The sequence below is a fragment of the Castellaniella defragrans 65Phen genome (assembly GCF_000612685.1).
In the GTDB taxonomy this organism is placed as follows: domain Bacteria; phylum Pseudomonadota; class Gammaproteobacteria; order Burkholderiales; family Burkholderiaceae_B; genus Castellaniella; species Castellaniella defragrans.
Genome location: NZ_HG916765.1, coordinates 2,731,030 through 2,754,653, shown reverse-complemented (window position 1 = coordinate 2,754,653; position 23,624 = coordinate 2,731,030). Strand labels below are relative to the sequence as shown.

Here is a 23,624-nt window from a genome sequence, read left to right as displayed (position 1 = left end):
CTGTTTGCTTGGAAGAGGGGATGCGGGGAGAATACCGCCTTGGCCTCAAGACGTGAAATGGCATAGCCGCATGATTTCGTCACATTCCTTCCGTTCCGGCGTCGCGCGCGCGGGGGATTTCCTGCGCGACCACCAGCGCGCGATCCGGCGGATGCAGTGGGCCATCGTCGCCGTCTACGTCGCCCTGCTGGCGATTCCGGCGGCCATGCCGCTGCCGGACCGCACCGCCTCCGTCTTCAACAACCTCACCGTCCTCGCCCAGTTCGCCTTCTGGGGCATCTGGTGGCCCTTCGTGCTGGTGTCCATCCCCCTGTTCGGGCGCGCCTGGTGCGGCCTGTTCTGTCCCGAGGGCGCGCTGACCGAATGGGCCAGCCGGCACGGACGCGGCCGGGCCATCCCCCGCTGGATGCGCTGGGGCGGCTGGCCCTTCGTGGCCTTCAGCCTGACCACGATCTACGGCCAGCTGGTCAGCGTCTACCAGTATCCCTGGGCGGTCGCGGCCGTGCTGGGCGGCTCCACCGTGGCCGCCATGATCGTCGGCTGGCTCTACGGGCGCGACAAGCGCGTCTGGTGCAAGTACCTCTGCCCGGTCAACGGGGTGTTCAACCTGCTGGCCAAGCTCGCGCCCTGGCACTACCGGGTGGACGCCGCCGCCTGGCGCGCGCCCGTGCGGCGGACCGAAACCATCAACTGCGCGCCGCTGCTGCCCCTGCGCAACATGCAGGGCGCGGCCGAATGCCACATGTGCGGCCGCTGCAGCGATTACCGCGGCGCCATCACGCTGACGCCGCGCTCGCCGGAAGCCGAGATCGTCCACGTGGCCGAAGGCGGCGGCTGGCAGACGGCGCTGATCGTCTTCGGCCTGATGGGCCTGGCGGTGGGCGCCTTCCTGTGGAGCGCCAGCCCCTGGTTCGTGTCTCTCAAGCAGTCCGCCGCGGCCTGGCTGGTGGCGCGGGACATCTACTGGCCCCTGGCCGACGGCGCCCCCTGGTTCATCCTGACCCACTATCCGGAAGTCAACGACAGCTTCAGCTGGCTGGACGGCGCCGTCATCCTGTGCTTCATCGGCGGCGCGGCGGCCGTCGTGGGCGGGGCCGTGTTCTGCGGCCTGTGGCTGGCCGATCGCGCGCTGCCGGCGGCCGAGCGGCCCGGCGTCCGCGATGCGGACGGCCGGCTGCTGCGCAGCCGCCTGGCGGGCGTGCACAAGCTCGCCCAGGGCCTCATCCCGGCCGCGGGCGCCGGGGTGTTCCTGGGGCTGTCGGCCACGACGCTGACCCTGCTGCAGCACGAGGGCGTCTCCACCGGCTGGGCCAATCCGGTGCGCTTCACGCTGCTGGCGCTGGCGCTGGCCTGGAGCCTGCGCTTCGAGTGGCGGCTGGCGGGCCTGCGCACGCGCCAGCCGCTGCGCAGGCTGGCGGCCGTGGTCCTGGTGGCCGCCGGCCTGCTGCCGTTCTGCTGGGCCTGGGTGCTGTTCTTCGTGCGCTGGTGAATCCGCGGCGGCGCGGCGGGCCGGATGCGGCGGGCCGCTTGGGGGCCGGCCCGCCGTGCTGCGCCAGGCCTCGCGCGCCGGCGGGTCCGCGGTCCCGCCGGGACGCGCCCCGGCGGGACCGCGCGTTTCGAGGCCGCAAGCGCCGCTATTTGAAACATTCCACGACAACCGGGCAAAAACCGCTATTCTTTATCCCGGGAGCGCCGCCGCCCGGCGGGGTGCGCATGAATACCCCCTGCGTCTTTGCCTGCCCTTACGATCGAGGAGCCTCATGGCGGCATTTTCCGCAAGACGAACATTCAACCTCTGGTTTCCCGGCCTCGCGGTGGCCGTGTTCGGATTCGGTCTCACCTACGCGCTGGCGCTGCAGCAACGGGATACGGGGCGGTCGATCGCCCAGCTCCGGTTCTCCGAGGAAGTCCGTTCCTCCACCGACGCGATCGCCCAGCGCATCGTGGCCTATGCCGAGGTCGTGGCCGGCCTGCGCGACCTGTTCACGGTGAATCCCGAACTGGACGACCGGCTGTTCGACCGCGTGGTGACGCAGCACGACGTTCGCAAGAGCTATCCCGAACTGGTGAACCTGTCCTTTGTGCGCTGGGTGCCCGCCCGCGAACTGCCCGCCTACGAGGCGCGGCTGCGCGCCCGCAGCGGGGCGCCCGCTGCCGCCGCCGTGCCCGTCATCCATCCGCGCATCGAACGGCCCGACCACTACATCGTCGAATACCTCTGGCCCAGGGAGGGCAACGCGGGCGTGTGGGGCCTGGACATCGCCTCCCAGCCCGCCAACCTGGCCTCCCTGCTGATGGGGCGGGCGACTGGCCATCCGGCCGCCTCCGCGCCTTTCGCCCTGCTGCAGGAAAAAGAGGACGGCACGGCCTTCGTCCTGCGCTTCCCGGTGTTCCATCGCGGCGAGGGCGACCGTTTCATCGGCGCGGTCGCCGCCGTGGTGCGGGTCAGCGGGATGCTGGACGCCATCCGCGCCTCCGGCTTTCTGCGCGGCCTGTCGGTGCGGCTGGAGGACGTCGGCGGCGCGGGCGTGCCGGGGGTGCCGGCCGCGCTGGGCGCCTCGGTGCTGCCGCCCGGCGATTCCGCCTCCCAGACGGCGCTGAAGGAAACCCGCCTGCTGGACGTGATGGGCCGCACCTGGCGCCTGAGCTTCACGCCCAGCCATCCCCTGCTGTCGCCCACCGAGCGCCGCATGCCCTGGTGGATCGGCGGCGCGGGCGCGGTCCTGACCCTGCTGCTGGCGGCGCTGGCCACCCTGGCGGCGCGCCAGCGCACGCGCGCCTACACCGAGGTCGCCTCCACCCACGAGGCCCTGCGGCGCAGCGAGGAACGCTTCCGCGCCGTCTTCAACCAGGCGGCGGTGGGCGTATCCCTGACCGACGTGAAGACCGGCCGCCTGGTCCGCGTCAACCAGAAATACTGCGACATCCTCGGCTATGCGCGCGACGAACTGCTGCGGCGGGACTTCCAGCAGCTGACCCATCCGGACGACCTGGCATTGGACCTGGAACAGATGCAGCGCGTCCAGGCGGGGGAAATCCGTGAATTCCGCATCGAGAAGCGCGTGCTGCGCAAGAGCGGCGAGCCGATCTGGGTGGACCTGACGGTCTCGCCCATCTGGCAGCCGGGCGAGGCGCCCGACTACCACATCGCCGTCATCCAGGACATCGACGAGCGGCGCCGCATGCAGGACGCGCTGCGGGAGCGGGAGCGGCGCCTGCGCAGCATCCTCGACCACCTGCCGGTGGGCGTGTGCCTGGTGCGGCACGACGAACGCATCGCGTTCCGCAACCGGCAGTTCGTGCAGATCTTCGGCTACACCGAGCAGGACGTCCCGGACGTGCAGGCCTGGTGGGCGCGGATCTGTCCCGACCCGGCCGTGCGCGAACGGGCGCGCCAGCGCTGGTCGCGCCTGTGCGACGCGGCCCGCCGGTCGGGTGAAGGCGTCATCGCGGCGGGCGAATACCGCATCCTGTGCGGCGACGGCCGCCATCGGACGATCGAGGTCGCCGGCGTCCTGCTGGGCGACGACTACCTGCTGACCCTGGAGGACCTCACCCAGCGCCGCGCGGCCGAGGAGGAAATCAACTACCTGGCCTTCTACGATTCCCTGACCGGCCTGCCCAACCGCCGCCTGCTGCTGGACCGGCTGCAGCAGACCCTGGCGTCGGCGGCGCGCCATCAGCGCTGGGGCGCGCTGCTGATGCTGGACCTGGATCATTTCAAGACCCTGAACGAAACCCGCGGCCACGACAGCGGCGACCTGATGCTGCGCCAGGTGGCCGAGCGCCTGCGGACCAGCCTGCCCGATTCGCAGACCGTGGCGCGGCATGGGGACGACGAATTCGTGGTCGTCCTGGAGGACCTGGGCGCCTCGCCCGAAGAGGCCGCCGCCCAGGCGGAGGAAATCGGCCAGCGCATCCTGGCGCTGCTGAGCGCGCCCTATCTGCTGGGGGCGGAGCACTACCACGCCACCGTCAGCATGGGGGCGGCGGTGTTCCAGGGGCTGGAGCAGGGCGTGGACGAGCACATCAAGCGGGCCGACCTGGCCATGTACCAGGCCAAGGCGGCGGGGCGCAATACGCTGCGCTTCTACGATCCGCTGATGCAGGCCGCGGTGCACCGGCGGGCCACGCTGGAGCTGGACATGCGCATCGGCCTGGAGCGGGGCCAGTTCGAGCTGTTCTACCAGCCGCAGATGGACCGGGATCGCATCATCGGCTGCGAGGCGCTGCTGCGCTGGCACCATCCCCAGGACGGCTTCGTCTCGCCGGCCGCCTTCATCCCCCTGGCCGAGGAAACCGGCCTGATCCTGCCGCTGGGCGAATGGGTGCTGCGCGCCGCCTGCGAGCAGCTGGCCCGCTGGGCCCGGGATCCCGTGTTCGCGCACCTGAGCCTGGCCGTCAACGTCAGCCCGCGCCAGTTCCACCAGCCCGGCTTCGTCGATCAGACCCTGGCGGCCCTGGCGGGCAGCGGCGCGGACGCGAGCCGGCTCGAACTCGAACTCACCGAAGGCCTGCTGCTGCGGGACGTCGAGGACACGATCCGCAAGATGGTGCAGCTCAAGGGCTATGGCGTGGGCTTCTCGCTGGACGATTTCGGCACGGGCTATTCGTCGCTGGCCTACCTGAAGCGCCTGCCGCTCGACCAGCTGAAGATCGACCAGAGCTTCGTGCGCGACGTGCTGACCGATCCCAACGACGCGGCCATCGCGCGCACCATCGTCGCCCTGGGCATCAGCCTGGGCCTGCGCGTCATCGCCGAAGGGGTGGAAACCGAAGCCCAGCGCGCCTTCCTGGAGCGGCACCACTGCCATGCCTGGCAGGGCTACCTGCTCAGCCGCCCGCTGCCGGCCGCCGAATTCGAGGCCCTGGTGCGGCAGCAGGCCATGCGCTCGCACGCCCCCCCGGGGGTCGAGGCGTAGCGGGGAGGATGGGCGGTCGGGGGTTGGCGGTCGGGGGTCGGAATACCGGGGTCGGATACCCGCACCCGAAACGAAAACAGGCCGGATTCCACGGGAATCCGGCCTGCGTTCTGAATCTGGTTGCGGGGACAGGATTTGAACCTGTGACCTTCGGGTTATGAGCCCGACGAGCTGCCAGACTGCTCCACCCCGCGTCTGGAAAGCAAGACTATAGCAAGTCTGCGAAAATAATGCAAGCAACCGAGCGGAGTTCAAGCTAAAATGACGGAAACGGAAATCCTGCGCGTATTGGAAACGGCCTTGTTGTGCGCCGATGCGCCTCTCTCGGTCGCCGATCTGCGCAGTCTCTTTGAAGACACGATTTCCGGGGACGACATCCGCCGCCATCTGGCTGCCCTGCAGCTCGACTGGCAGGAACGGGGGCTCGAACTGGTGCAGATCGCCAGTGGCTGGCGCTTCCAGAGCCGTCCCGACATGCAGCGTTACCTGGGGCGCCTGAACCCCGAAAAACCGCCTCGCTATTCTCGCGCCGTGCTCGAAACGCTCGCCATCATCGCATGGCGGCAGCCCGTGACGCGCGGGGACATCGAGGACATCCGCGGCGTCACGGTCTCGGCACAGATCATCCGCACCCTCGAAGACCGGGGCTGGATCGAAACCCTGGGCTATCGCGACGCGCCGGGGCGTCCGGCCCTGCTGGGGACGACGCGCCGTTTCCTCGAAGACCTCGGGCTGCGGGCGCTGGACGAACTGCCCGCGCTCGACGCGGAGGACCCTGCGGAAGCGCTGGGCGTCCTGGCGTTCGACGCGGCGGAAGGACCGCGGGCCGCGCAGGAAGCGGACGCCGTGGATGACGGGGACGGAGCCGGCGAGGCGGCCGGCGCGGATGCGGCCGGGCCGGCGCCCGCGCAGGAAGCTGCGGCGTGCGCCGATGCGCTCGATCCCCCGGCACCGCGGCCGCGAGGCCCCGACGAATGAAGAACAGAATTTTGTGTAGGAGTCACCGAACCCCATGACAGCAGAAATAGAGACGATGCCGCGCGCCGGAACGGACGCGCCCGAAACCCCGCCCGCCGCCGACAGCCGGCCGGAAAACGGCAAGCCGCGCGGACGCAAGCTGCGTACGCCGTTTCGCCGCCGCCGGGGAGACGCGCAGCAGGGCGATGCCCCGGGCGCCGAAGCCCGGGCAGCCGATCCCGGCGCGGGCATCGATGCGGGCACGGCGGAAGAAGCCGACCGCGCCCTGAACTACCTGAACGACGCCCACCCGACCGCCAAACGGCTGGACCGCTACCTGAACAGCGACGTCCTCATGCCGAAGCTGCACAAGGTCCTGGCCGACGCGGGCGTGGGTTCGCGGCGCGAGATGGAAGAGCTGATCATCGCCGGCCGCGTCTCCGTCAACGGCGAGCCCGCCCACGTGGGCCAGCGCATCGGCCCGGACGACAAGGTCCGCGTCAACGGCCGCCTGGTGGCGCGCCCCAAGGCGGGCAAGCTGCCCCGCGTCATCCTCTATCACAAGCCGGCCGGCGAGATCGTCAGCCACGACGACCCCGAAGGCCGCGCCTCCGTGTTCGCCCGCCTGCCGCGCATCCGCACCGGCAAATGGCTGTCGGTGGGACGCCTGGACCTGAACACCGAAGGCCTGCTGATCCTGACCACCTCGGGCGACCTCGCCAACCGGCTGTCGCATCCGCGCTACGGAGCCGAACGCGAATACGCGGTCCGCGTCCTGGGCGAGCTGGGCGAAGACGCGCAGGCCCGCCTGACCAGCGGCATTCAGCTGGAAGACGGCGAGGCCCATTTCAATTCCCTGGACTACATCGGCGGCGAAGGCAGCAATCGCTGGTACCGGGTCACGCTCAGCGAAGGCCGCAACCGCGAGGTGCGGCGCATGTTCGAGGCGGCGGGGGTGACCGTCAGCCGCCTGATCCGCACCCGCTTCGGCGACGTGATGCTGCCCACCAATCTGCGCCGCGGGCGCTGGGACGAGCTCGATTCCAGCCTGGTCGGCGCGCTGATGGTGCAGCTGGGCCTGCTGCGCGGCGCCGACGAGGACGACAGCCAGTCCGAGCGCCAGCCGCTGTCGCACGCCAGCGCCCTGCCGCCGGGGTTCGGCACGCCGGGCCAGAACGGCCAGAACGGCGCGCGCCTGAACCGCCGGGGGAAGGTGTCGGGCGGCCGCAAGGGCGGCATCGATCCGTTCACCACCGGGCTGCTCATCAGCGGCGGACTGGCCAACGGCCATCCCGACGGCGGCAAGTCCGGCCAGGCCGCGAAGCCCGGCCGCAAGCCGGCCCGGAAATCCCATGCCCCCGGCTTCGAGGCCGCGGAGACGCATGCCGAAGGCCGGCCCGCGAAGGCCCGTCCCGCGCGTCCCGGCAAGCCGGGCAAGCCCGCGGGCAAGGCGGCCGGAAAACCGGCGGGCAAGTCCGCCGGCAAGCCGGCCCGCTCCGGCAAGTCGGGCAAGCCGGCCCAGGGCGGGGCGGGGCAGCCCCCCGCCGAGGGCGCGCCCGCGGCGGCGCGTCCGCCCAAGGCGGCCCAGAAATCCGGCCGCAAGCCGGGCGCCAAGCCAGGTGGCAAGCCCGCGCGCAAGCAGGCGGGCGGCGAGGGCGGCGAACGCCAGCCCCGGGGCGCCCATGCGCACGAGTCCCGTTTGGGCTTCCTCGGCCGCGGCCGCTGATTTCGCGGAAGGCCGCGGGCGGCGGGTACGGGGCGAAGCGGCGGTCCGCCCCATTCCCCGCAGGATCCGGCCCGTGCGCGGGCTTCCATGAAAAAGGGTCTTCGGGCAAAGAAATGCTGTTATAATGTAAGGCTTTACAGCACCTTTGTGCTGTGTCCACCGGGGGTTTTGCCAGCGTGCGCGCCAGCGGCGCCACGTCAGCCAGCATGCCGGCCAATGGCCGATACGTGCGAGCCTTCGGCGGTTCCTGAATGGGCTTCGGGTTTTCCCGGGGCGAACAAAGGGCTGCGGGACAGCCCCTTTTTTTTGGAATTTATGGCGGATATCTTGACGGTCGCCCAGCAGGCCCTGCTGGGTTTCGATGTGGAACTGGTCGATGTGGAACGCGCGCCCCTGGGGCTTTTGCGTGTGGTGATCGATCGCCCCGGCGGGGTGCGCATCGAGGACTGCGAACAGGTCTCCCGCCAGTTGTCGCATGTGTTCGAGGTCGAAAACATCGACTACAAGCGCCTGGAGGTCAGCTCCCCCGGCGTGGACCGGCCCCTGCGCCGCCTGGCGGACTACGTCCGCTTCGCCGGCGAGCGCATCGAACTGCGCCTGCGCGAGCCGGTCGATTCCCGCAAGACCTTCACCGGCATCCTGCGGGCCAGCGGGGACGAACCGCCCGTGCTCAGCCTGGATTGGGAAGACCCGTCCGGCCAGCCACGGACGCTGCCGTTTTCTTTTGACGATGTGGACCGGGCTCGGCTGGACCCCGTTCTCGATTTCAAGGGTAAGAAGCGATGAGTCGCGAAATTCTGCTGTTGGTCGACGCCCTGGCGCGTGAAAAAAACGTCGAACGCGAAGTGGTGTTCGGCGCTCTCGAAAGCGCGCTGGCCTCGGCCATGAAAAAGCGGTTCAAGGAAGACGTGGACATCCGCGTGGCCATCGACCGCCAGACCGGCGAGCACGAAGGCTTCCGCCGCTGGCTGGTCGTGCCCGACGAGGCCGGCCTGCAGGAGCCCGACGCCCAGGAACTCCTCACCGACGCCCAGGACATCGTGCCGGGCATCGAGGTCGGCGAATACATCGAAGAACCCCTCGAACCCATCGAATTCGGCCGCATCGGCGCGCAGGCCGCCAAGCAGGCCATCCTGCAGAAGATCCGCGACGCCGAGCGCGAGCAGGTGCTCAACGACTTCCTGGACCGGGGCGAGACCATCGTGTCCGGCACCGTCAAGCGCCTGGACAAGGGCGACGCCATCGTCGAGATCGGCAAGGTCGAGGCCCGCCTGCCGCGCACCGAGATGATCCCCAAGGAAAACATCCGCGCCGGCGACCGCGTGCGCGCCTACGTCCTGAAGGTCGATCACGCCGCGCGCGGCCAGCAGGTCATCCTGTCGCGCACTTCGCCCGACTTCATCCGCGAGCTGTTCGAGAACGAAGTCCCCGAGATCGAGCAGGGCCTGCTCGAAATCAAGGCGGCCGCCCGCGACCCGGGCGTGCGTGCCAAAATCGCCGTCGTGGCGTACGATAAGCGCATCGATCCGATCGGCACCTGCGTCGGGATGCGTGGTTCGCGCGTCACGGCCGTGCGCAACGAGCTCGGCGGCGAGCAGGTGGACATCGTCCTGTGGGCCGACGACCCGGCGGAATTCGTGATCGGCGCGCTGGCGCCGGCGCACGTCGAATCGATCCTGGTGGACGAGGACAAGCACGCGATGGACGTGGTGGTGGACGAGGAAAACCTCCCCAAGGCCATCGGCGCGCGCGGGCAGAACGTCCGCCTGGCGTCCGAGCTGACCGGCTGGCAGATCAACATCATGACGCCCGAGGAAAGCCAGAGCCGCCAGGATGCCGAACGCGCGGCGCTGCGCCACACCTTCATCACGAAACTCGACGTGGACGAGGAAGTCGCCGACATCCTCATCGACGAAGGGTTCACCGGTCTCGAGGAAATCGCCTACGTGCCCCTGCAGGAACTGCTGGATATCGAGGCCTTCGACGAGGAAACCGTCAACGAATTGCGCACGCGTGCGCGCAACGCCTTGCTGACCGAGGCCATCGCCCAGGAAGAGCGCGTGCAGACCGCCCGCGACCTGCTGGAAATCAAGGGCATGGACCCGGCCCTGGTGGCGAAGCTGGCCGAAAAAGGCATCACCACGCTCGACGACCTGGCCGAACTGGCCGCGGACGAGCTGGCCGAACTGACCGGGCTGCCCGAGGACACCGCCAGCGACATGATCATGCAGGCGCGGGCCCACTGGTTCGAGGACGACGAGGCCTGATCGCCACGTCGCATCGAACCGCGCAGCCCTTCAACGTAGTGAAAGAGAGAGTCGAATGCCGAGTAACACCGTCGCCCAATTCGCCGAAGAACTGAACATGCCCGCCAACGTCCTGCTGGATCATTTCCGCTCGGCCGGCGTCGAGCTGGACTCGGTGAACGCCGACGTGACCGAAGCAGACAAGAGCGCCCTGCTCGAATCCCTGCGGCGTTCGCACGGTTCCGACACGGGCAAGAAGGTCGTGCTGACGCGCCGCAAGACGTCCGAGATCCACCAGGCCGACAGTTCCGGCCGTTCGCGCACGATCCAGGTCGAGGTGCGCAAGAAGCGCGTGCTGGTCAAGCGCGACCGCCCCGAGCCGGCCGAGGCCGCCCGGGCCGAAGCCGCCGCCCAGACCGCAGCGCCTGCCGCCCCGGCCGCCCCGGCCGCCGCCGCGCCGGCGCCGGAAGCGCCCGCCGTCCGGACCGAGCCCGCCGCCGCGGCCCAGCCGGCCGCCGAGAGCCGCCCGGCCGGGCCCGCTGCGCCCCAGGCGGCGCCGGCCGCGCCGGCCGCGCCGGCGGCCGAGGCCGCCCCCGCGCCGGCCGAGCCCGACGCACAGCAGAACGAACCCGCCGAGGCCCAGGCCCCGACCGCAACCAAACAGGACACCGTGAGCACAACCCCTGTTGCCGAGCCCGCGGCCCAGGCGCCCGCCGCGCTCGAACCCGCGCCGGCCGCCGAACCGCCGGCTTCGCGTACCGAACCCGCAGCCGCATCCTCCGCGCCGGTGGCTGCGCCGCAGGCCACGCCGGGCAAGGCCCGCCGCGCGCCGGCCGACGCCGACCGCGAGCGCGCCCGCCGCGCCGCCGAGGCCGAGGCCGCCGCCCTGCGCGAAATGATGCGCCAGCCGCGCAAGGTCCTGCGCGCGCCGGAACCCGAGGAGCCCGCCACCACCGGCACGCTGCACAAGCCCGCCGGCACCAAGGCGGCTCCCGCCAAGAAGGAATCCGAGGGCAAAAAGGTCATCAAGACCGCCGACGTGTCCTCGAGCTGGTCCAACGACGGCCGCAAGAAGCCTTCCAAGGCCGAGACGCTGTCGCCGGGCGCCGGGCGCGATGCCTGGCGCGCGGGCGGCAAGGGCGGCCGCAGCAGCGGCAAGGGCGCGCGCGGCAAGGGCCGCCGCCAGGCCGAGCACCAGGAACCGATGCAGGCCGAATTCATCGCCCGCGAGATCCACGTGCCGGAGACGATTTCCGTCGCCGACCTGGCCCACAAGATGTCCGTGAAGGCGGCCGAAGTCATCAAGCATCTGATGAAGCTCGGCCAGATGGTCACCATCAACCAGATCCTGGACCAGGAAACGGCCATGATCGTGGTCGAGGAACTGGGCCACACCGCCATCGCCGCGAAGCTGGACGATCCGGAAGCCTTCCTCGCCGACACCGAATCCTCCGACGAGGCCGAGGCCCTGCCGCGCGCGCCGGTGGTCACCGTCATGGGCCACGTCGACCACGGCAAGACCTCGCTGCTGGACTACATCCGCCGCACCAAGGTCGCCACCGGCGAGGCCGGCGGCATCACCCAGCACATCGGCGCCTACAGCGTCAAGACCGACCGCGGCGTGGTGGCCTTCCTGGACACCCCGGGCCACGAGGCCTTCACGGCCATGCGCGCCCGCGGCGCCCAGGCCACCGACATCGTCATCCTGGTGGTGGCGGCCGACGACGGCGTCATGCCCCAGACCCGGGAAGCCATCCACCACGCCCGCGCGGCCAACGTGCCCCTGGTCGTGGCGATCAACAAGATCGACAAGCCGGAAGCCAATCCCGAGCGCGTCAAGCAGGAACTGGTGGCCGAGCAGGTCGTGCCGGAAGAATACGGCGGCGACGTGCCCTTCATCCCCGTGTCCGCCAAGACCGGCCAGGGCATCGACGAGCTGCTGGAAAACGTCCTGCTGCAGGCCGAGATCCTGGAGCTCAAGGCGCCCGTCGACGCGCCGGCCAAGGGCATCGTCATCGAGGCCCGGCTGGACAAGGGCCGCGGCCCCGTGGCCACGATCCTGGTCCAGAGCGGCACCCTGCATCGCGGCGACGCCGTGCTGGCGGGCGTGGCCTTCGGCAAGGTGCGCGCCATGCTGAACGACACCGGCAAGCCCACCTCCGAAGCCGGCCCCTCGACCCCGGTCGAGATCCAGGGCCTGGCCGAGGTCCCGGCCGCCGGTGACGAGGTCCTGGTCCTGAACGACGAACGCAAGGCGCGCGAGATCGCCCTGTTCCGCCAGGGCAAGTTCCGCGACGTCAAGCTCGCCCGCCAGCAGGCGGCCAAGCTGGAGTCCATGTTCGACAACCTGGGCGAGGGCGTGCGCACCCTGCCGCTGATCGTCAAGACCGACGTCCAGGGCTCCCAGGAAGCGCTGGTGCAGTCGCTGCTCAAGCTCTCCACCGACGAGGTCCGGGTGCAGGTGGTGCACGCGGCCGTGGGCGGCATCTCCGAAAGCGACGTCAATCTGGCGATCGCCTCGGGCGCCGTGGTGATCGGCTTCAACGTGCGGGCCGACGCCCCGGCCAAGAAGCTGGCCGAGACCAACGACATCGACCTGCGCTACTACAACATCATCTACGACGCGATCGACGACGTGCGCAACGCCATGTCGGGGATGCTGGCGCCCGAAAAGCGCGAGGAAGTCATCGGCCTGGTCGAGATCCGCGAGATCTTCACCGTGTCGCGCGTGGGCAACATCGCCGGCTGCATGGTGCTCGAAGGCCTCGTGCGCCGCGATTCCCAGGTCCGCCTGCTGCGCAACCACGTGGTGCACTGGACCGGCTCGCTGGATTCGCTGCGCCGCTTCAAGGACGACGTCAAGGAAGTCAAGGCGGGCTTCGATTGCGGCATCACGCTCAAGGGCAACAACGACATCCAGGTGGGCGACCAGCTCGAAGTCTTTGAAATCAAGGAAGTCGCCCGCACGCTCTGAGCGCGCGGCATGAATCATGGGTCGTCATAAATCCAAGCCGAATCCCGGACGCAACACGCGCCTGGCCGACCAGATCCAGAAGGACCTGGCGGCCCTGGTGCAGCGCGAGCTCGACGTCGCGCGCGCCGGCCTGATCACGCTCACCGGCGTCGATCTGTCGGCCGACTACGCCCATGCCAAGGTCTACTTCACCGTGCTGGGCGCCGAGCCCGAAGCCGCCGCCCAGGCCCTCAACGACAAGGCGGGCTGGCTGCACTCGCAGCTCTTCCGGCTGCTGCACATCCATACGGTGCCCACCCTGCGCTTCGTGCACGACGCGCAGCTGGCACGCGGCATCGAACTCACGCAACTGATCGATCGGGCCAACCGTCCCCAGGCGGGCGCTTCGGACATCCCCGAACTCGAAGACCCGGACGGCCAGCCCTGACAGGGCGGTCGTCACTCATCTGGACGGATTGAACGATGGCTTCCCGACGCGGGCAGATGCTCGACGGAGTCCTGTTGCTGGACAAACCGGAGGGCCTGTCGAGCAACCATGCGCTGCAGCGCGCCAAACGTACGGTGGACGCCCGCAAGGCGGGCCACACCGGCACGCTGGACCCGTTCGCCACGGGCCTGCTGATCTGCTGCTTCGGCCGCGCGACGAAGATTTCCGCCGCCATGCTGGAGGCCGACAAGGTCTACGAGGCGACCCTGGCCTTCGGCGAGGAGACCGACAGCGGCGACCTGACGGGCCACGTCACGGCGCGCGCGCCGGACGATTTCGCCGGCGTGGACGCCGCCGCGCTGGAAGCCGCGCTGGCTCCGTTCCGGGGCGAGATCGAGCAGATCCCGCCCATGGTGTCGGCGCTCAAGCGCGACGGCAGGCCGCTGTACGAATACGCCCGCCAGGGCATCGAGCTGGAGCGCCCGCCACGCCGGATCGTGATCCATGCGCTGGAGCTGCTGGCCTGCGACGGCCGCAGCGCCCGGCTGCGGGTGCATTGCAGCAAGGGCACCTACGTGCGCACCCTGGCCCAGGACATCGGCCGCCGCCTGGGCTGCCTGGCGCACCTGTCGGCCCTGCGGCGCACCGCCGTCGGGCCGTTTTCGATCGAGCAGGCCGTGGGGCTGGAAGCCCTGCAGGCCATGGAAGCGCCGGCCGCGGCGCTGATCCCTTTACACGCCTTGCCGGACGGTCTGCGCCCGGCAAGCGCTTCCACCGAGGACAACATTCTATGAAACGAGCTTTGCGCAACGTGGCCATCATCGCCCACGTGGACCATGGCAAGACCACACTGGTCGACCAGCTGCTGCGGCAGTCCGGCACCTTCCGCGACAACCAGCAGGTGTCGGAGCGGGTGATGGATTCGGGCGATATCGAGCGCGAGCGCGGCATCACGATCCTGGCCAAGAACTGCGCCGTCGAATACGAAGGCACGCACATCAACATCATCGACACCCCGGGCCACGCCGACTTCGGCGGCGAGGTCGAGCGCGTGCTGTCCATGGTGGACGGCGTGCTGCTGCTGGTCGATGCCGTCGAAGGCCCGATGCCGCAGACCCGCTTCGTCACGCGCAAGGCGCTGGCGCTGGGCCTGAAGCCCATCGTGGTGGTCAACAAGGTCGACCGCCCGGGCGCGCGCCCGGACTACGTCGTCAACGCCACCTTCGACCTGTTCGACAAGCTGGGCGCGACCGAGGAGCAGCTGGATTTCCCGGTGATCTACGCCTCGGGCCTGTCGGGCTACGCCGGGCTGACCGACGACGTGCGCTCGGGCACCATGCGGCCCCTGTTCGACGCCATCCTGCAATACGTGCCGCAGCGCGACGACGACGCCGACGGTCCCCTGCAGCTGCAGATCATTTCCCTGGACTACAGCAGCTACGTCGGCAAGATCGGCGTGGGTCGCATCAACCGCGGCCGTCTGCGCGCCGGCCAGGACGTGGCGGTGAAGTTCGGCCCCGAGGGCGAGTCCTTCAAGGGCCGCGTCAACCAGGTGCTGAAGTTCAAGGGTCTGGAGCGCGAGCTGGTGAACGAGGCCGAGGCCGGCGACATCGTGCTGATCAACGGCATCGAGGACATCGGCATCGGCTGCACCCTGATGGACCCGGCCGTGCCCGAGGCGCTGCCCATGCTGCGCATCGACGAGCCCACGCTGACCATGAACTTCATGGTGAACACCTCGCCCCTGGCCGGGCGCGAAGGCAAGTTCGTCACCAGCCGCCAGCTGCGCGACCGCCTGGACCGCGAGCTGAAGTCCAACGTCGCCCTGCGCGTGAACGACACCGACGACGACACCGTGTTCGAGGTCTGCGGCCGGGGCGAACTGCACCTGACCATCCTGCTGGAGAACATGCGCCGCGAGGGCTACGAGCTGGCGGTGTCGCGTCCGCGCGTGATGTTCAAGGAGATCGGCGGCGTCAAGTGCGAGCCGTACGAGCTGCTGACCGTGGACGTGGAGGATGCGCACCAGGGCGGCGTGATGGAAGAGCTGGGCCGGCGCAAGGGCGACCTGCAGGACATGCAGCCCGACGGGCGCGGCCGCACCCGTCTGGAATACCGCATCCCGGCGCGCGGCCTGATCGGCTTCCAGAGCGAATTCATGACGCTCACGCGCGGCACGGGCCTGATGAGCCACATCTTCGACGACTACGCGCCGGTGCGCGAGGGCGGCGTCGGCGAGCGCCGCAACGGCGTGCTGATCAGCCAGGACGACGGCACCGCCGTGGCCTACGCCCTGTGGAAGCTGCAGGAGCGCGGCCGCATGTTCGTGTCGCCCCAGGATCCGGTCTATGAAGGCATGATCATCGGCATCCATTCGCGCGACAACGACCTGGTGGTCAATCCCATCAAGGAAAAGAAGCTGACCAACGTCCGCGCCTCCGGCAAGGACGAGCACATCGACCTGGTGCCGCCCATCGCCATGAGCCTGGAGTACGCCGTCGAGTTCATCGCCGACGACGAGCTGGTCGAAGTCACGCCCAAGTCGATCCGCCTGCGCAAACGCTATCTGCAAGAGCACGAACGCCGCCGCAGCCTGCGCGAATCGGCCTGATCGGGCTTTCAAGGGAGATCTCACCTGCGCGTCCAGGTTCCCCGGGACGCAGGTCGCATTTTGGCGGCTTCGCCGGGAATGTGGGGGTAGGCTCCAACAGCGTCCCGGGGAACCTGGACGCGCAGGTCGACGCAGGGTGTGAGGTTGCCCGCACGGGCGGCGGGCGGAGATGTCAGTGTGTCTCGGCGCGGATCACGATCGCCAGTCCGGCCAGCAGTGCCGCCAGGCCGGCGTAGGCCAGCGCGCCGGGCCGCTCGCCCACCACCACCAGGGCGAGCAGGAAGGCGGTGACGGGCTCCATCAGGGCCAGCGACACGCCGCTGGCGGCGCTGATGCTGCGCAGGCCCGTGGTGAACAGCAGGTAGGCGACCCCCGTCGAGGCGATGCCGAGGAATCCCACCACCAGCCAGCCCGAGGCCGTGATCTGCAGCGGCCCGGCCCATAGCGCGGCGGCCGGCAGGGCCAGCAGGGCGCTCACCAGGAACACGCCCAGCGTGGTGACGGCCGGCGCCGAGCGGTCCACCAGCCGCTTGTTCAGCAGGGTATAGAGCGCGTAGGTCAGGCCGGCGGCCAGGCACAGCGCGATGCCCAGCGGATCGGCCTGGAGCGCGCCGGCGCGGCCGAACACCAGCAGCACGCCGCCGCCCACCGCCAGCAGCGTGCCGGCCCACCAGCCGGCGCCGGGCCGCGCGCCGCCGGCCAGCTGCAGCAGGCCGGCCCAGATCGGGCCGCTGCCGATGGCCAGCGCCGTGCCCACCGCCACGCCCGTGGCTTTCACCCCGGCGAAGAACGCCAGGTTGTAGCCCGCGATGCAGGCGCCGGCCCAGGCGGTGCGGCGCCAGTCCAGGCCCGCCAGCTGGCGGCCCAGGTGGGGCAGGCCATTGACCGAGCCGGCATAGGCCAGGAAGAAGAGGGCCGCAACCCCCAGGCGCAGGGCGCCCACCCAGTAGGGCGAGAGCGCGCCGTCGGAAAAGCTCTGGGCCGTGCCCGTGGTGCCCCACAGCATGCCGGCGCCCAGCACCAGCAGGATGCCTTGCAGGGGCCGCGCCTGCGAGGCGGCGGGGGAAGGATTCGATGTCGTGCTCATGTCCTCATGATGGCGTATCCAGCGCCGGGCGTCTGTCGAGAAACGCTCATGGTCCGTCCGGGGGCTGGCGGCGATGGTGCGGTGGCGATGGTGCGGCGGCGATGGTGTGGAGGCGATGGTGCGGTGGCGCTCGGGTATGTGCCGCGCCGTGGCGGTGGCCGGAGGCGTCCGCGCCGCAGGCGGATTCAGGATGCGGGCTGGCGCAGCGCGCGGGCGCCGGTCCCCCGGTCGCGCCGCAGCGCATAGGCCAGGGCGCTGCCCGAACGGTAGCCGACCTGCGCGGCGACGGCTTCCAGCGTCGCGCCGCGCGCCAGCGCCCGGCTGGCGCGCTCCAGCCGCAGGGCGCGCAGGTGGTCGCCCGGCGTGCGGCCGGTGAGCTCCAGCAGCCGGGCGTGGAAGCGCTGCGGGCTGAGGTTGAACAGCCGCGCCATGCGGGCCGTCGGCCAGGCCTCGTGCAGCGCCCCGGCCAGGGCGGCGTCCAGGCGCGCCAGATCCAGGCCCCGGCGCGAGGCCAGCACCGTGGGCAGGTCCAGCAGCAGGGCCAGCTGCCGCGCGGCGTCGCCCTGGCCGCCCAGGGCGCGGCAGGCCGGCGTCAGGGCGAAACGCCGCAGCCGCTCCAGCCCGGCCGATTCGGGCGCGTCGATCACCAGGATGCGGGTGCCGGGCTGCGCGCAATAGGCGTGCCGGGCGCCCGCCGGAATCAGCATGCCGCAGGACGGATCCGTGAACAGGGCATGCCCGTCGACTTCCAGTTCCATGCGTCCGGCCAGCGGCATCATCACCTGCGCATGATCGTGGACGTGGACGTTCGCCTGTCCATCGTAGATGCGCAGCGTGCTGACCGGTTCGAGTAGCGGCATGGCGGGGAAGGGATCGGGATGCGGGAATGCGGATGCGTCGATCTTACAGCGTCTTGCGGCGCGCCGGCGGTGTGCCGCACGGCGCTGCTGGCGGCGGGGCCGCTTAAAATGGGCCCACGGCTCCGTCGCGCGCCGCCGTGGCGCCCGGAACGCCGCGCCGCGTTTTTCATGATCCTCTACCTGCACGGATTCCGATCCTCTCCCGATTCCTTCAAGGCCCGCCTGATGGCCCGGGCCCTGGCCGAGCGCGGCCTGGCGTCCGACTGGTGCTGCCCGCAGCTGCCCGCCAGTCCGGCCGCCGCGCTGGAACTGGCCCTGGGGCTGGTGCGGGACCGCCTGGGCGCGGGGGCTGCCGGCCCATGCCCAGGCGCGGCGCCCGAAGCTGCCGATGCGCCGTCCGGCGACGGACGTTCGGGCGGTGCGCCGCCAGCCGGCGACGATACGCCCGCCGGAGAGGGGCAGGGGGGCCGGGCGCCGTCCGGCGAGGACGCTGCGGACCGCCTGACGGTCGTCGGCTCGTCCCTGGGCGGCTTTTACGCCACCTGGCTGGCCGAGCGCCTGGGCTGCCGCGCCGTGCTGCTCAATCCCGTCGTCCATGCGGCGCGCGACCTGGCGACCCAGGTGGGCTCGCACCGCACCTTCCACGGCGATGCGCCGTTTGAATTCCTGCCTGGCTACGTGGAGGAGCTGGCGCGGGCCGAGGCCGACATCCAGGTCTTGACGCGGCCGGAACGCTATTTCCTGCTGGCCGCCACCGGCGACGAGGTCCTGGACTGGCGCGAGATGCGGGCGCGCTTCGCGGGCTGCCGCCAGCGCATCATCGAGGGCAGCGACCACGGCATGTCCGATTTCGCCGACTGGCTGCCCGAGGTGCTGGATTTCGCCCTGGGCGATCCGGGATCATCGGCCGAGGCAGCGCGGGATGCCGCTGGCCGGTGCGTCGTCACGGGCAACTGGGACGCGCTGGGCGTCGAGGCCAGCCGCATCCGCCTGGAGGTCTTCGTCGAGGAACAGCGCGTGCCGCTGGAAGAAGAGCTGGACGCCCGCGACGCGCAATGCCTGCACGCCATCGCCTACGATGCCGACGGGCAGGCCATGGGCACCGGCCGCCTGCTGCCCGACGGCCACATCGGCCGCATGGCCGTGCGCAGGGCCTGGCGCGGCCAGGGCGTCGGCTCGCTGCTGCTCACCGCATTGATGGATGCGGCCCGCCGCCGTGGCGATGCGGAAGTCGTGCTGGACGCGCAACTGCAGGCCCGGCCCTTCTACGCCCGCCACGGTTTCGTGGAGGAGGGCGACACCTTCATGGACGCGGGCATCCCGCACCGGGTGATGCGGCGGCGGTTCTGAAGGCTGCCGGAGCAGCCCCGCGAGGGCGTGGGCGCGAATATCATCCCGCGCCGGGTGATGCGGCAGCGGTCTTGAACGATGCGGGAGCGATCCCGCCAGGGATCAGGAGCGGAAGATCTCGTCCAGGGTCGGGGCGTCCAGGATGTTCAGCGACCAGGCTTCCAGTTCCGGTGCCCCCGCGGCGCGGATGCGCTGCGTGGTTTCCGCATCCACCGGGCCGAAGCGCCGTTCGATCAGGCGCAGCAGCAGATCGGCCTGGCCTTTGACCTGGCCTTGTTCCAGTCCTTTCGCAATGCCGCGGCGTTCGGCAATCATCACATAGCTCATCTTGCGCTCCTGTTCCAGGCGTTCCACCGCCGCCAGATAGGCCGGCTCCTGCTGCGCAGGCAGCCGCAGCATCCATTCGATCAGCCGCAGCAGCGGCTGGATGTGTTCCCGGTCGTAGCCGTATCCGTACAGCAGCCGCACCAGCGAGACGGTGGGCTCCAGCCGCTGCGCCCCGGTCCGATACCGCAGGGCCTGCAGCTGCGCCAGGATCACCACGGCAAACGGGTTCGTGCGCGCCAGCGATTCCAGCTCGCCCCAGCGGCTCAGCCACTGAGACAAGTGTACGGCATGAAAGGAAAAATACACACCCTGGCCGAGGAACTCGCGCCGGTATTCCAGGCGATCGGGGCCGGATCGGCTGGCCACCAGGATGGCCAGGCTGAACAGCGCCGGCGGCGCGCGCCCGGCGCGGGCGTTCAGGCCTTCGTGGCGGTGTTCGATGCGCGTCCTGTAGCGGTACATGCGCTGGGCGATCCGGGCCATCGCGCGAGCGCCCATGCCCCCGCCCTGGACCTCGACGTGGACCAGGATCCAGGCGTCGGCGCCGTCCTTGTGGCGCACCCGCACCAGCTTGTCGGCATGCAGGCGCCCATGGCCGGGCGGGCCGTCGGGCACATCAAGCGCCTGCAGTTCCTTGTCCAGGAACTGGGGGGCCACGGACCAGTCGATGACCTGGTAGAGAGCGTGCGCCAGCAGTTCGATGGCCTGGCGGAAGAAGAGTTCCAGGGCCTCCTTCCAGGGACTGTCGTGGTCGTCGGCGGGGACGGCAGCGGCAGAGGTAACGGCGGAGGCAGCGGGACCGGCAGCAGCATCCGTAGCCACTACGGCGGGAGCGGCCGGAGCAGCCGCAGCAGGGGCGGCAGTAGAAGCGGCGGTGGCAGGCGGGGCATCATTCCGATGGGACATGGCGGGCTTCCGAATGCAGGAAGCCCCATTCTGGAGACGCCCAGATCTCCTCGCCAGACTGGGAAGTACGAACGGACGAAAATATCCCAGGCATGAAACGCGCAGTCCCGGCTTTCGTTCGATGCGACACGAAATGTCGCGCCCCGCGCCTAGCATCGATCCGTGGACATTCCAAACCAGGAGCCGCCCCATGCTCGTTCCGCCCAAACCTTTCATGCTGCAATGTCCGGCCTGCGGCTGGAAGCGGGTCCACCGGCCCGCCAGCCGTCCCGCCGGCAATGTGTTCTGGCATTGCCAGACCAGCGGCATGCTCCCGCATTCCCCGGTCTGCGCGCGCTGCGGCCACAGGCCCGTCAAGACCCGCCGCCTGACCGCTCTGGAAAAGGCGGTGGATGCCGCCCTTCATCCTTTCAGGAGTTGACCATGAAGAATCTGCTGGCCATCATTGGACTCTACGCCGTCCTGCGCAAAGGCTGGGAGTTGTACGAAAGCCACGAGGCGCTGAAAAAGGAAAACGAGTCCCTGCGCAGGCAGCGGGAGGACGCCTGAACCCCGCGCGCTCGCGGACTCCCCCCGACCGATCACCCGAAAGGATCGCCCGAAAGAACCGCCCGAAAGGATCACGCCCGTGTTCGACTTCAAAGAAACCTCGCAGAACTTCGGCCAGGCCCTGGAAACGGCGGCGACCGACATCCTGGACGCGAACCTGCCCAAGGTCCAGGAAGCGCTGGACCGCTCCATCCAGCAGGCGGCCGCCCAGTTCGACGCGGCGGCCGGCAACAACATCCGGACGCTGTCCGGCGAACTGCACGAGCAGATCCAGTTCGCCAAGCGCGAGTTCGACGACACGATCCGCGTGGCGAAGGGGGAGATGGTGGATGCGGTTCAGATCCTGCTGCGGGATTTCAGGAAATACGTCATCGCGCCGCTCTGGGCGATGCTGTTCATCTTCGGGATGGCCATTGCGGGCCTGGCCGGTTTCGTGATCGGCCACGGATGGTGAATCGTTCCGGCACGGGACCGGGCCCTACTTCAGATTCCCCGACAGAAACTGCCGCAGCCGCGGGCTTTGCGGGTTGTCGAAAATATCGGCCGGAGCGCCGACCTCCTCGGCCACGCCCTGGTGCAGGAACATGACCTGTGACGCCAGGTTGCGCGCGAAGCCCATTTCGTGGGTGACGACCAGCATGGTGCGGCCTTCCTCGGCCAGCTTCTGCATGACCTTCAGCACCTCGCCCACCAGCTCCGGGTCCAGTGCGGACGTGGGCTCGTCGAACAGCATGACCTCGGGCTCCATGGCCAGGGCGCGGGCGATCGCCACGCGCTGCTGCTGGCCGCCCGACAGGGACGAGGGATACTGGGTTTCGACCTTGGGGTCCAGGCCGACCTTGGCCAGGTAGTGGCGGGCGCGTTCGACGGCTTCGGCGCGGCCCAGCTTCAGCACCTGGATCGGCGCCTCGATCACGTTGCCCAGCACGTTCATGTGCGCCCACAGATTGAAGTGCTGGAACACCATCGCCAGTTTCGAGCGCAGGCGGCGCAGCTGGTCCAGGTCGGCGGCATGAGGCTCGCCGTGCTTGTCGTGGACGATCTTCAGCATTTCGCCATTGAGCGACACCGAGCCCTGATTGGGCTTTTCCAGGAAGTTGATGCAGCGCAGGAAGGTCGACTTGCCCGAGCCGCTGGAGCCCAGGATGCAGATCACGTCGCCGGCGTTGGCCGTCAGGGAGACGCCCTTGAGGACCTCGTTGTCGCCGTAGCGCTTGTGGATGTTGAGTACTTCGAGTTTGGACATGGGGATCGGTATGAACAGGCCCTAGCGGTGGGTGCCCTGGTAGGCCAGCGTGCGGCGCTCGAACCGGCGGAACAGCCAGATGAGTGCGAACGACAGGCACAGGTAGAGCAGGGCGGCCAGGCCGTAGGACGCGAAGGTCTGGTAGGTGGCCGAGTTGGCGTCGCGGGCGACTTTGAGGATGTCGGGCACGGTGGCGGTGAAGGCCAGGGAGGTGGCGTGCAGCATCAGGATGACCTCGTTGCTGTAGGCCGGCAGCGCGCGGCGCAGGGCCGAGGGCAGGATCACCCGGCGGTACATCGCGAAGCGCGTCATGCCGTAGGCGCGCGCGGCCTCGATCTCGCCGGCGCTGGTGGCGCGGATGGCGCCGGCGAAGATCTCGGTGGTGTAGGCGACGGTGTTCAGCGTCAGGGCCAGCACCAGGCAGTTGAAGCCGCTCTGGAAGAACGCCGCCAGCGGCGGGGTGCCCTTGACGAAGTCCAGGCTGTAGATGCCGGCGTAGATGAACAGGATCTGCACGTACAGCGGCGTGCCGCGGAACACGTAGCTGAAGGCCCACAGCGGGACCGACAGCCAGCGGCGCGAGGACACCCGGGCCACGGCGAGGAAGATCGAGACGAAGAAGCCCATCGACACCGACAGCACCAGCAGCCACAGGGTGATGGCCATGCCCGACGGGCTGCCGTTGCTGGCGTACAGGTAGGCGCGCCAGAACTGTTCGAGCACGTCGGTCATAGCTGCGCCTCGCGCACGCCCACGCTGTAGCGGCGGTCCAGCCAGTACAGGATGCCGTTGGACAGGGTGGTCAGGGCCAGGTAGATCAGGCCGGTCAGGCTGATGAACAGGAACACCCGGAAGGTGACGTTGCCCGCGTCCTGGGCGACCTTGACCAGGTCGGTCAGGCCGATCAGCGACACCAGCGCGGTGGATTTCAGCAGGACCTGCCAGTTGTTGCCGATGCCGGGCAGGGCGTGGCGCATCATCTGCGGGAACAGCACGCGGCGGAAGACCTGGAATTCGCGCATGCCGTAGGCCGTGGCGGCCTCCATCTGGCCGTAGGGCACGGCCATGAACGCGCCGCGGAAGGTCTCGGCGAAGTAGGCGCCGTAGATGAAGCCCAGCGTCAGCACGCCGGCGCCGAAGGGATCGATGTCGATCGGGTCCAGCCCGAGCAGGTCGGTCAGGTCGTTCAGGTAGATCTGCATGCTGAAGAAGATCAGCAGCATCAGCACCAGATCCGGGACGCCGCGGATGAGCGTGGTGTAGGCGGTGGCGGCCAGGCGGGCGCCCCACGAGGCCGACAGCTTGGCCCAGGCGCCCAGCAGCCCCAGCCCCACGGCCACGGCCAGGGACAGCAGCGCGAGCTTGATGGTGACCCACGTCCCCTCCAGCAGCAGGGGACCGTAGCCGTCTAGAAACATGGGTATCGGGGATGGACG

General features: G+C 69.7%; 18 protein-coding genes, 1 tRNA gene and 2 pseudogenes. 14 read left to right on the top strand and 7 right to left on the bottom strand.

Annotated elements, in window-relative coordinates:
* Positions 1-70: 70 nt before the first annotated feature.
* Complete coding sequence (locus BN940_RS12325) at positions 71-1,489, top strand: 4Fe-4S binding protein (RefSeq protein ID WP_043683476.1); 1,419 nt, start codon at positions 71-73, stop codon at positions 1,487-1,489.
* Positions 1,490-1,760: 271 nt separating this feature from the next.
* Positions 1,761-4,922, top strand: a complete 3,162-nt coding sequence (locus BN940_RS12320; RefSeq protein WP_043683473.1) for a bifunctional diguanylate cyclase/phosphodiesterase — start codon at positions 1,761-1,763, stop codon at positions 4,920-4,922.
* Positions 4,923-5,039: 117 nt separating this feature from the next.
* Here BN940_RS12320 and BN940_RS12315 read toward each other — a convergent pair.
* Positions 5,040-5,116 (bottom strand) — tRNA-Met (locus tag BN940_RS12315).
* Positions 5,117-5,183: 67 nt separating this feature from the next.
* Between BN940_RS12315 and scpB the strand changes: the two are divergent.
* The 8 genes and pseudogenes from scpB to typA all read left to right on the top strand — a co-directional run.
* Positions 5,184-5,858: pseudogene (gene scpB / locus BN940_RS12310) on the top strand (SMC-Scp complex subunit ScpB); the annotation flags it as partial.
* Positions 5,859-5,934: 76 nt separating this feature from the next.
* Positions 5,935-7,605, top strand: a complete 1,671-nt coding sequence (locus BN940_RS12305; RefSeq protein ID WP_084330666.1) for a pseudouridine synthase — start codon at positions 5,935-5,937, stop codon at positions 7,603-7,605.
* Positions 7,606-7,920: 315 nt separating this feature from the next.
* A complete protein-coding gene (gene rimP / locus BN940_RS12300) occupies positions 7,921-8,391 on the top strand; it encodes a ribosome maturation factor RimP (protein WP_043683471.1) in 471 nt (156 codons plus the stop codon).
* Positions 8,388-9,872, top strand: coding sequence for a transcription termination factor NusA (gene nusA, locus BN940_RS12295; protein ID WP_043683469.1), 1,485 nt, complete (start codon positions 8,388-8,390; stop codon positions 9,870-9,872). The genes rimP and nusA overlap by 4 nt, the downstream gene beginning before the upstream one ends.
* A gap of 55 nt (positions 9,873-9,927) precedes the next feature.
* Entirely contained in the window at positions 9,928-12,825 is a 2,898-nt protein-coding gene (gene infB, locus BN940_RS12290) for a translation initiation factor IF-2 (protein WP_043683466.1), read from the top strand.
* A 16-nt stretch (positions 12,826-12,841) separates the two neighbouring features.
* Positions 12,842-13,252: a 30S ribosome-binding factor RbfA gene (rbfA, locus tag BN940_RS12285; RefSeq protein ID WP_043683465.1), complete on the top strand. Its 411-nt coding sequence runs from the start codon at positions 12,842-12,844 to the stop codon at positions 13,250-13,252.
* 35 nt (positions 13,253-13,287) lie between these two features.
* Positions 13,288-14,046, top strand: coding sequence for a tRNA pseudouridine(55) synthase TruB (gene truB / locus BN940_RS12280; RefSeq protein ID WP_043683462.1), 759 nt, complete (start codon positions 13,288-13,290; stop codon positions 14,044-14,046).
* Positions 14,043-15,863, top strand: a complete 1,821-nt coding sequence (typA, locus tag BN940_RS12275; protein WP_043683459.1) for a translational GTPase TypA — start codon at positions 14,043-14,045, stop codon at positions 15,861-15,863. Before truB ends, typA begins: the two co-directional genes overlap by 4 nt.
* 172 nt (positions 15,864-16,035) lie before the next feature.
* Here typA and BN940_RS12270 read toward each other — a convergent pair whose 3' ends face one another.
* Positions 16,036-16,950 carry a DMT family transporter gene (locus BN940_RS12270; RefSeq protein ID WP_052355825.1) on the bottom strand — a complete coding sequence of 305 codons (915 nt, stop codon included), beginning with the start codon at positions 16,948-16,950 and terminating at the stop codon, positions 16,036-16,038.
* A gap of 185 nt (positions 16,951-17,135) precedes the next feature.
* Positions 17,136-17,810: a helix-turn-helix domain-containing protein gene (locus BN940_RS12265; protein WP_043683458.1), complete on the bottom strand. Its 675-nt coding sequence runs from the start codon at positions 17,808-17,810 to the stop codon at positions 17,136-17,138.
* A gap of 168 nt (positions 17,811-17,978) precedes the next feature.
* On the opposite strand from BN940_RS12265, the pseudogene BN940_RS20335 reads away from it, so the two are divergent.
* Together BN940_RS20335 and BN940_RS19885 are read left to right on the top strand one after the other, a co-directional pair.
* Positions 17,979-18,707 (top strand): annotated as a pseudogene (locus BN940_RS20335) (YqiA/YcfP family alpha/beta fold hydrolase); the annotation flags it as partial.
* Positions 18,681-19,160 (top strand): GNAT family N-acetyltransferase, encoded by a 480-nt coding sequence (locus BN940_RS19885; RefSeq protein WP_242404322.1) that lies wholly within the window; start codon positions 18,681-18,683, stop codon positions 19,158-19,160. The pseudogene BN940_RS20335 and the gene BN940_RS19885, both read left to right, overlap by 27 nt.
* Before the next feature lie 102 nt (positions 19,161-19,262).
* On the opposite strand, the gene BN940_RS12255 is transcribed toward BN940_RS19885, so the two are convergent.
* On the bottom strand, positions 19,263-20,309 hold the full coding sequence (locus tag BN940_RS12255; RefSeq protein WP_052355824.1) for a DUF4351 domain-containing protein: 1,047 nt from the start codon (positions 20,307-20,309) through the stop codon (positions 19,263-19,265).
* Positions 20,310-20,816: 507 nt separating this feature from the next.
* Here BN940_RS12255 and BN940_RS20130 point away from each other — a divergent pair.
* Entirely contained in the window at positions 20,817-20,942 is a 126-nt protein-coding gene (locus tag BN940_RS20130) for a hypothetical protein (RefSeq protein WP_276808398.1), read from the top strand.
* Between the two features lie 79 nt (positions 20,943-21,021).
* Positions 21,022-21,396: a hypothetical protein gene (locus tag BN940_RS12245; protein WP_043683453.1), complete on the top strand. Its 375-nt coding sequence runs from the start codon at positions 21,022-21,024 to the stop codon at positions 21,394-21,396.
* 24 nt (positions 21,397-21,420) lie between these two features.
* Here BN940_RS12245 and BN940_RS12240 read toward each other — a convergent pair whose 3' ends face one another.
* The 3 genes from BN940_RS12240 to BN940_RS12230 are packed head-to-tail and all read right to left on the bottom strand — an operon-like array spanning position 21,421 to position 23,606.
* The gene (locus BN940_RS12240; RefSeq protein WP_043683450.1) at positions 21,421-22,188 is read right to left on the bottom strand and encodes an ABC transporter ATP-binding protein; all 768 of its coding nucleotides are present in this window, start codon (positions 22,186-22,188) and stop codon (positions 21,421-21,423) included.
* Positions 22,189-22,209: 21 nt separating this feature from the next.
* Positions 22,210-22,920 carry a histidine ABC transporter permease HisM gene (gene hisM / locus BN940_RS12235; protein ID WP_043683448.1) on the bottom strand — a complete coding sequence of 237 codons (711 nt, stop codon included), beginning with the start codon at positions 22,918-22,920 and terminating at the stop codon, positions 22,210-22,212.
* A complete protein-coding gene (locus BN940_RS12230; protein WP_043683445.1) occupies positions 22,917-23,606 on the bottom strand; it encodes an ABC transporter permease in 690 nt (229 codons plus the stop codon). The genes hisM and BN940_RS12230 overlap by 4 nt, the downstream gene beginning before the upstream one ends.
* Between the last annotated feature and the right edge of the window lie 18 nt (positions 23,607-23,624).

Coding starts and splice junctions, on each gene's coding strand:
- rimP (WP_043683471.1), top strand. CDS start 7,921: ATGGCGGATATCTTGACGGTCGCCCAGCAGGCCCTGCTGGGTTTCGAT.
- rbfA (WP_043683465.1), top strand. CDS start 12,842: ATGGGTCGTCATAAATCCAAGCCGAATCCCGGACGCAACACGCGCCTG.
- infB (WP_043683466.1), top strand. CDS start 9,928: ATGCCGAGTAACACCGTCGCCCAATTCGCCGAAGAACTGAACATGCCC.
- BN940_RS12325 (WP_043683476.1), top strand. CDS start 71: ATGATTTCGTCACATTCCTTCCGTTCCGGCGTCGCGCGCGCGGGGGAT.
- hisM (WP_043683448.1), bottom strand. CDS start 22,920: ATGACCGACGTGCTCGAACAGTTCTGGCGCGCCTACCTGTACGCCAGC.
- BN940_RS20130 (WP_276808398.1), top strand. CDS start 20,817: ATGAAGAATCTGCTGGCCATCATTGGACTCTACGCCGTCCTGCGCAAA.
- BN940_RS12305 (WP_084330666.1), top strand. CDS start 5,935: ATGACAGCAGAAATAGAGACGATGCCGCGCGCCGGAACGGACGCGCCC.
- BN940_RS12320 (WP_043683473.1), top strand. CDS start 1,761: ATGGCGGCATTTTCCGCAAGACGAACATTCAACCTCTGGTTTCCCGGC.
- truB (WP_043683462.1), top strand. CDS start 13,288: ATGGCTTCCCGACGCGGGCAGATGCTCGACGGAGTCCTGTTGCTGGAC.
- BN940_RS12240 (WP_043683450.1), bottom strand. CDS start 22,188: ATGTCCAAACTCGAAGTACTCAACATCCACAAGCGCTACGGCGACAAC.
- nusA (WP_043683469.1), top strand. CDS start 8,388: ATGAGTCGCGAAATTCTGCTGTTGGTCGACGCCCTGGCGCGTGAAAAA.
- BN940_RS12265 (WP_043683458.1), bottom strand. CDS start 17,810: ATGCCGCTACTCGAACCGGTCAGCACGCTGCGCATCTACGATGGACAG.
- BN940_RS12230 (WP_043683445.1), bottom strand. CDS start 23,606: ATGTTTCTAGACGGCTACGGTCCCCTGCTGCTGGAGGGGACGTGGGTC.
- BN940_RS12270 (WP_052355825.1), bottom strand. CDS start 16,950: ATGAGCACGACATCGAATCCTTCCCCCGCCGCCTCGCAGGCGCGGCCC.
- typA (WP_043683459.1), top strand. CDS start 14,043: ATGAAACGAGCTTTGCGCAACGTGGCCATCATCGCCCACGTGGACCAT.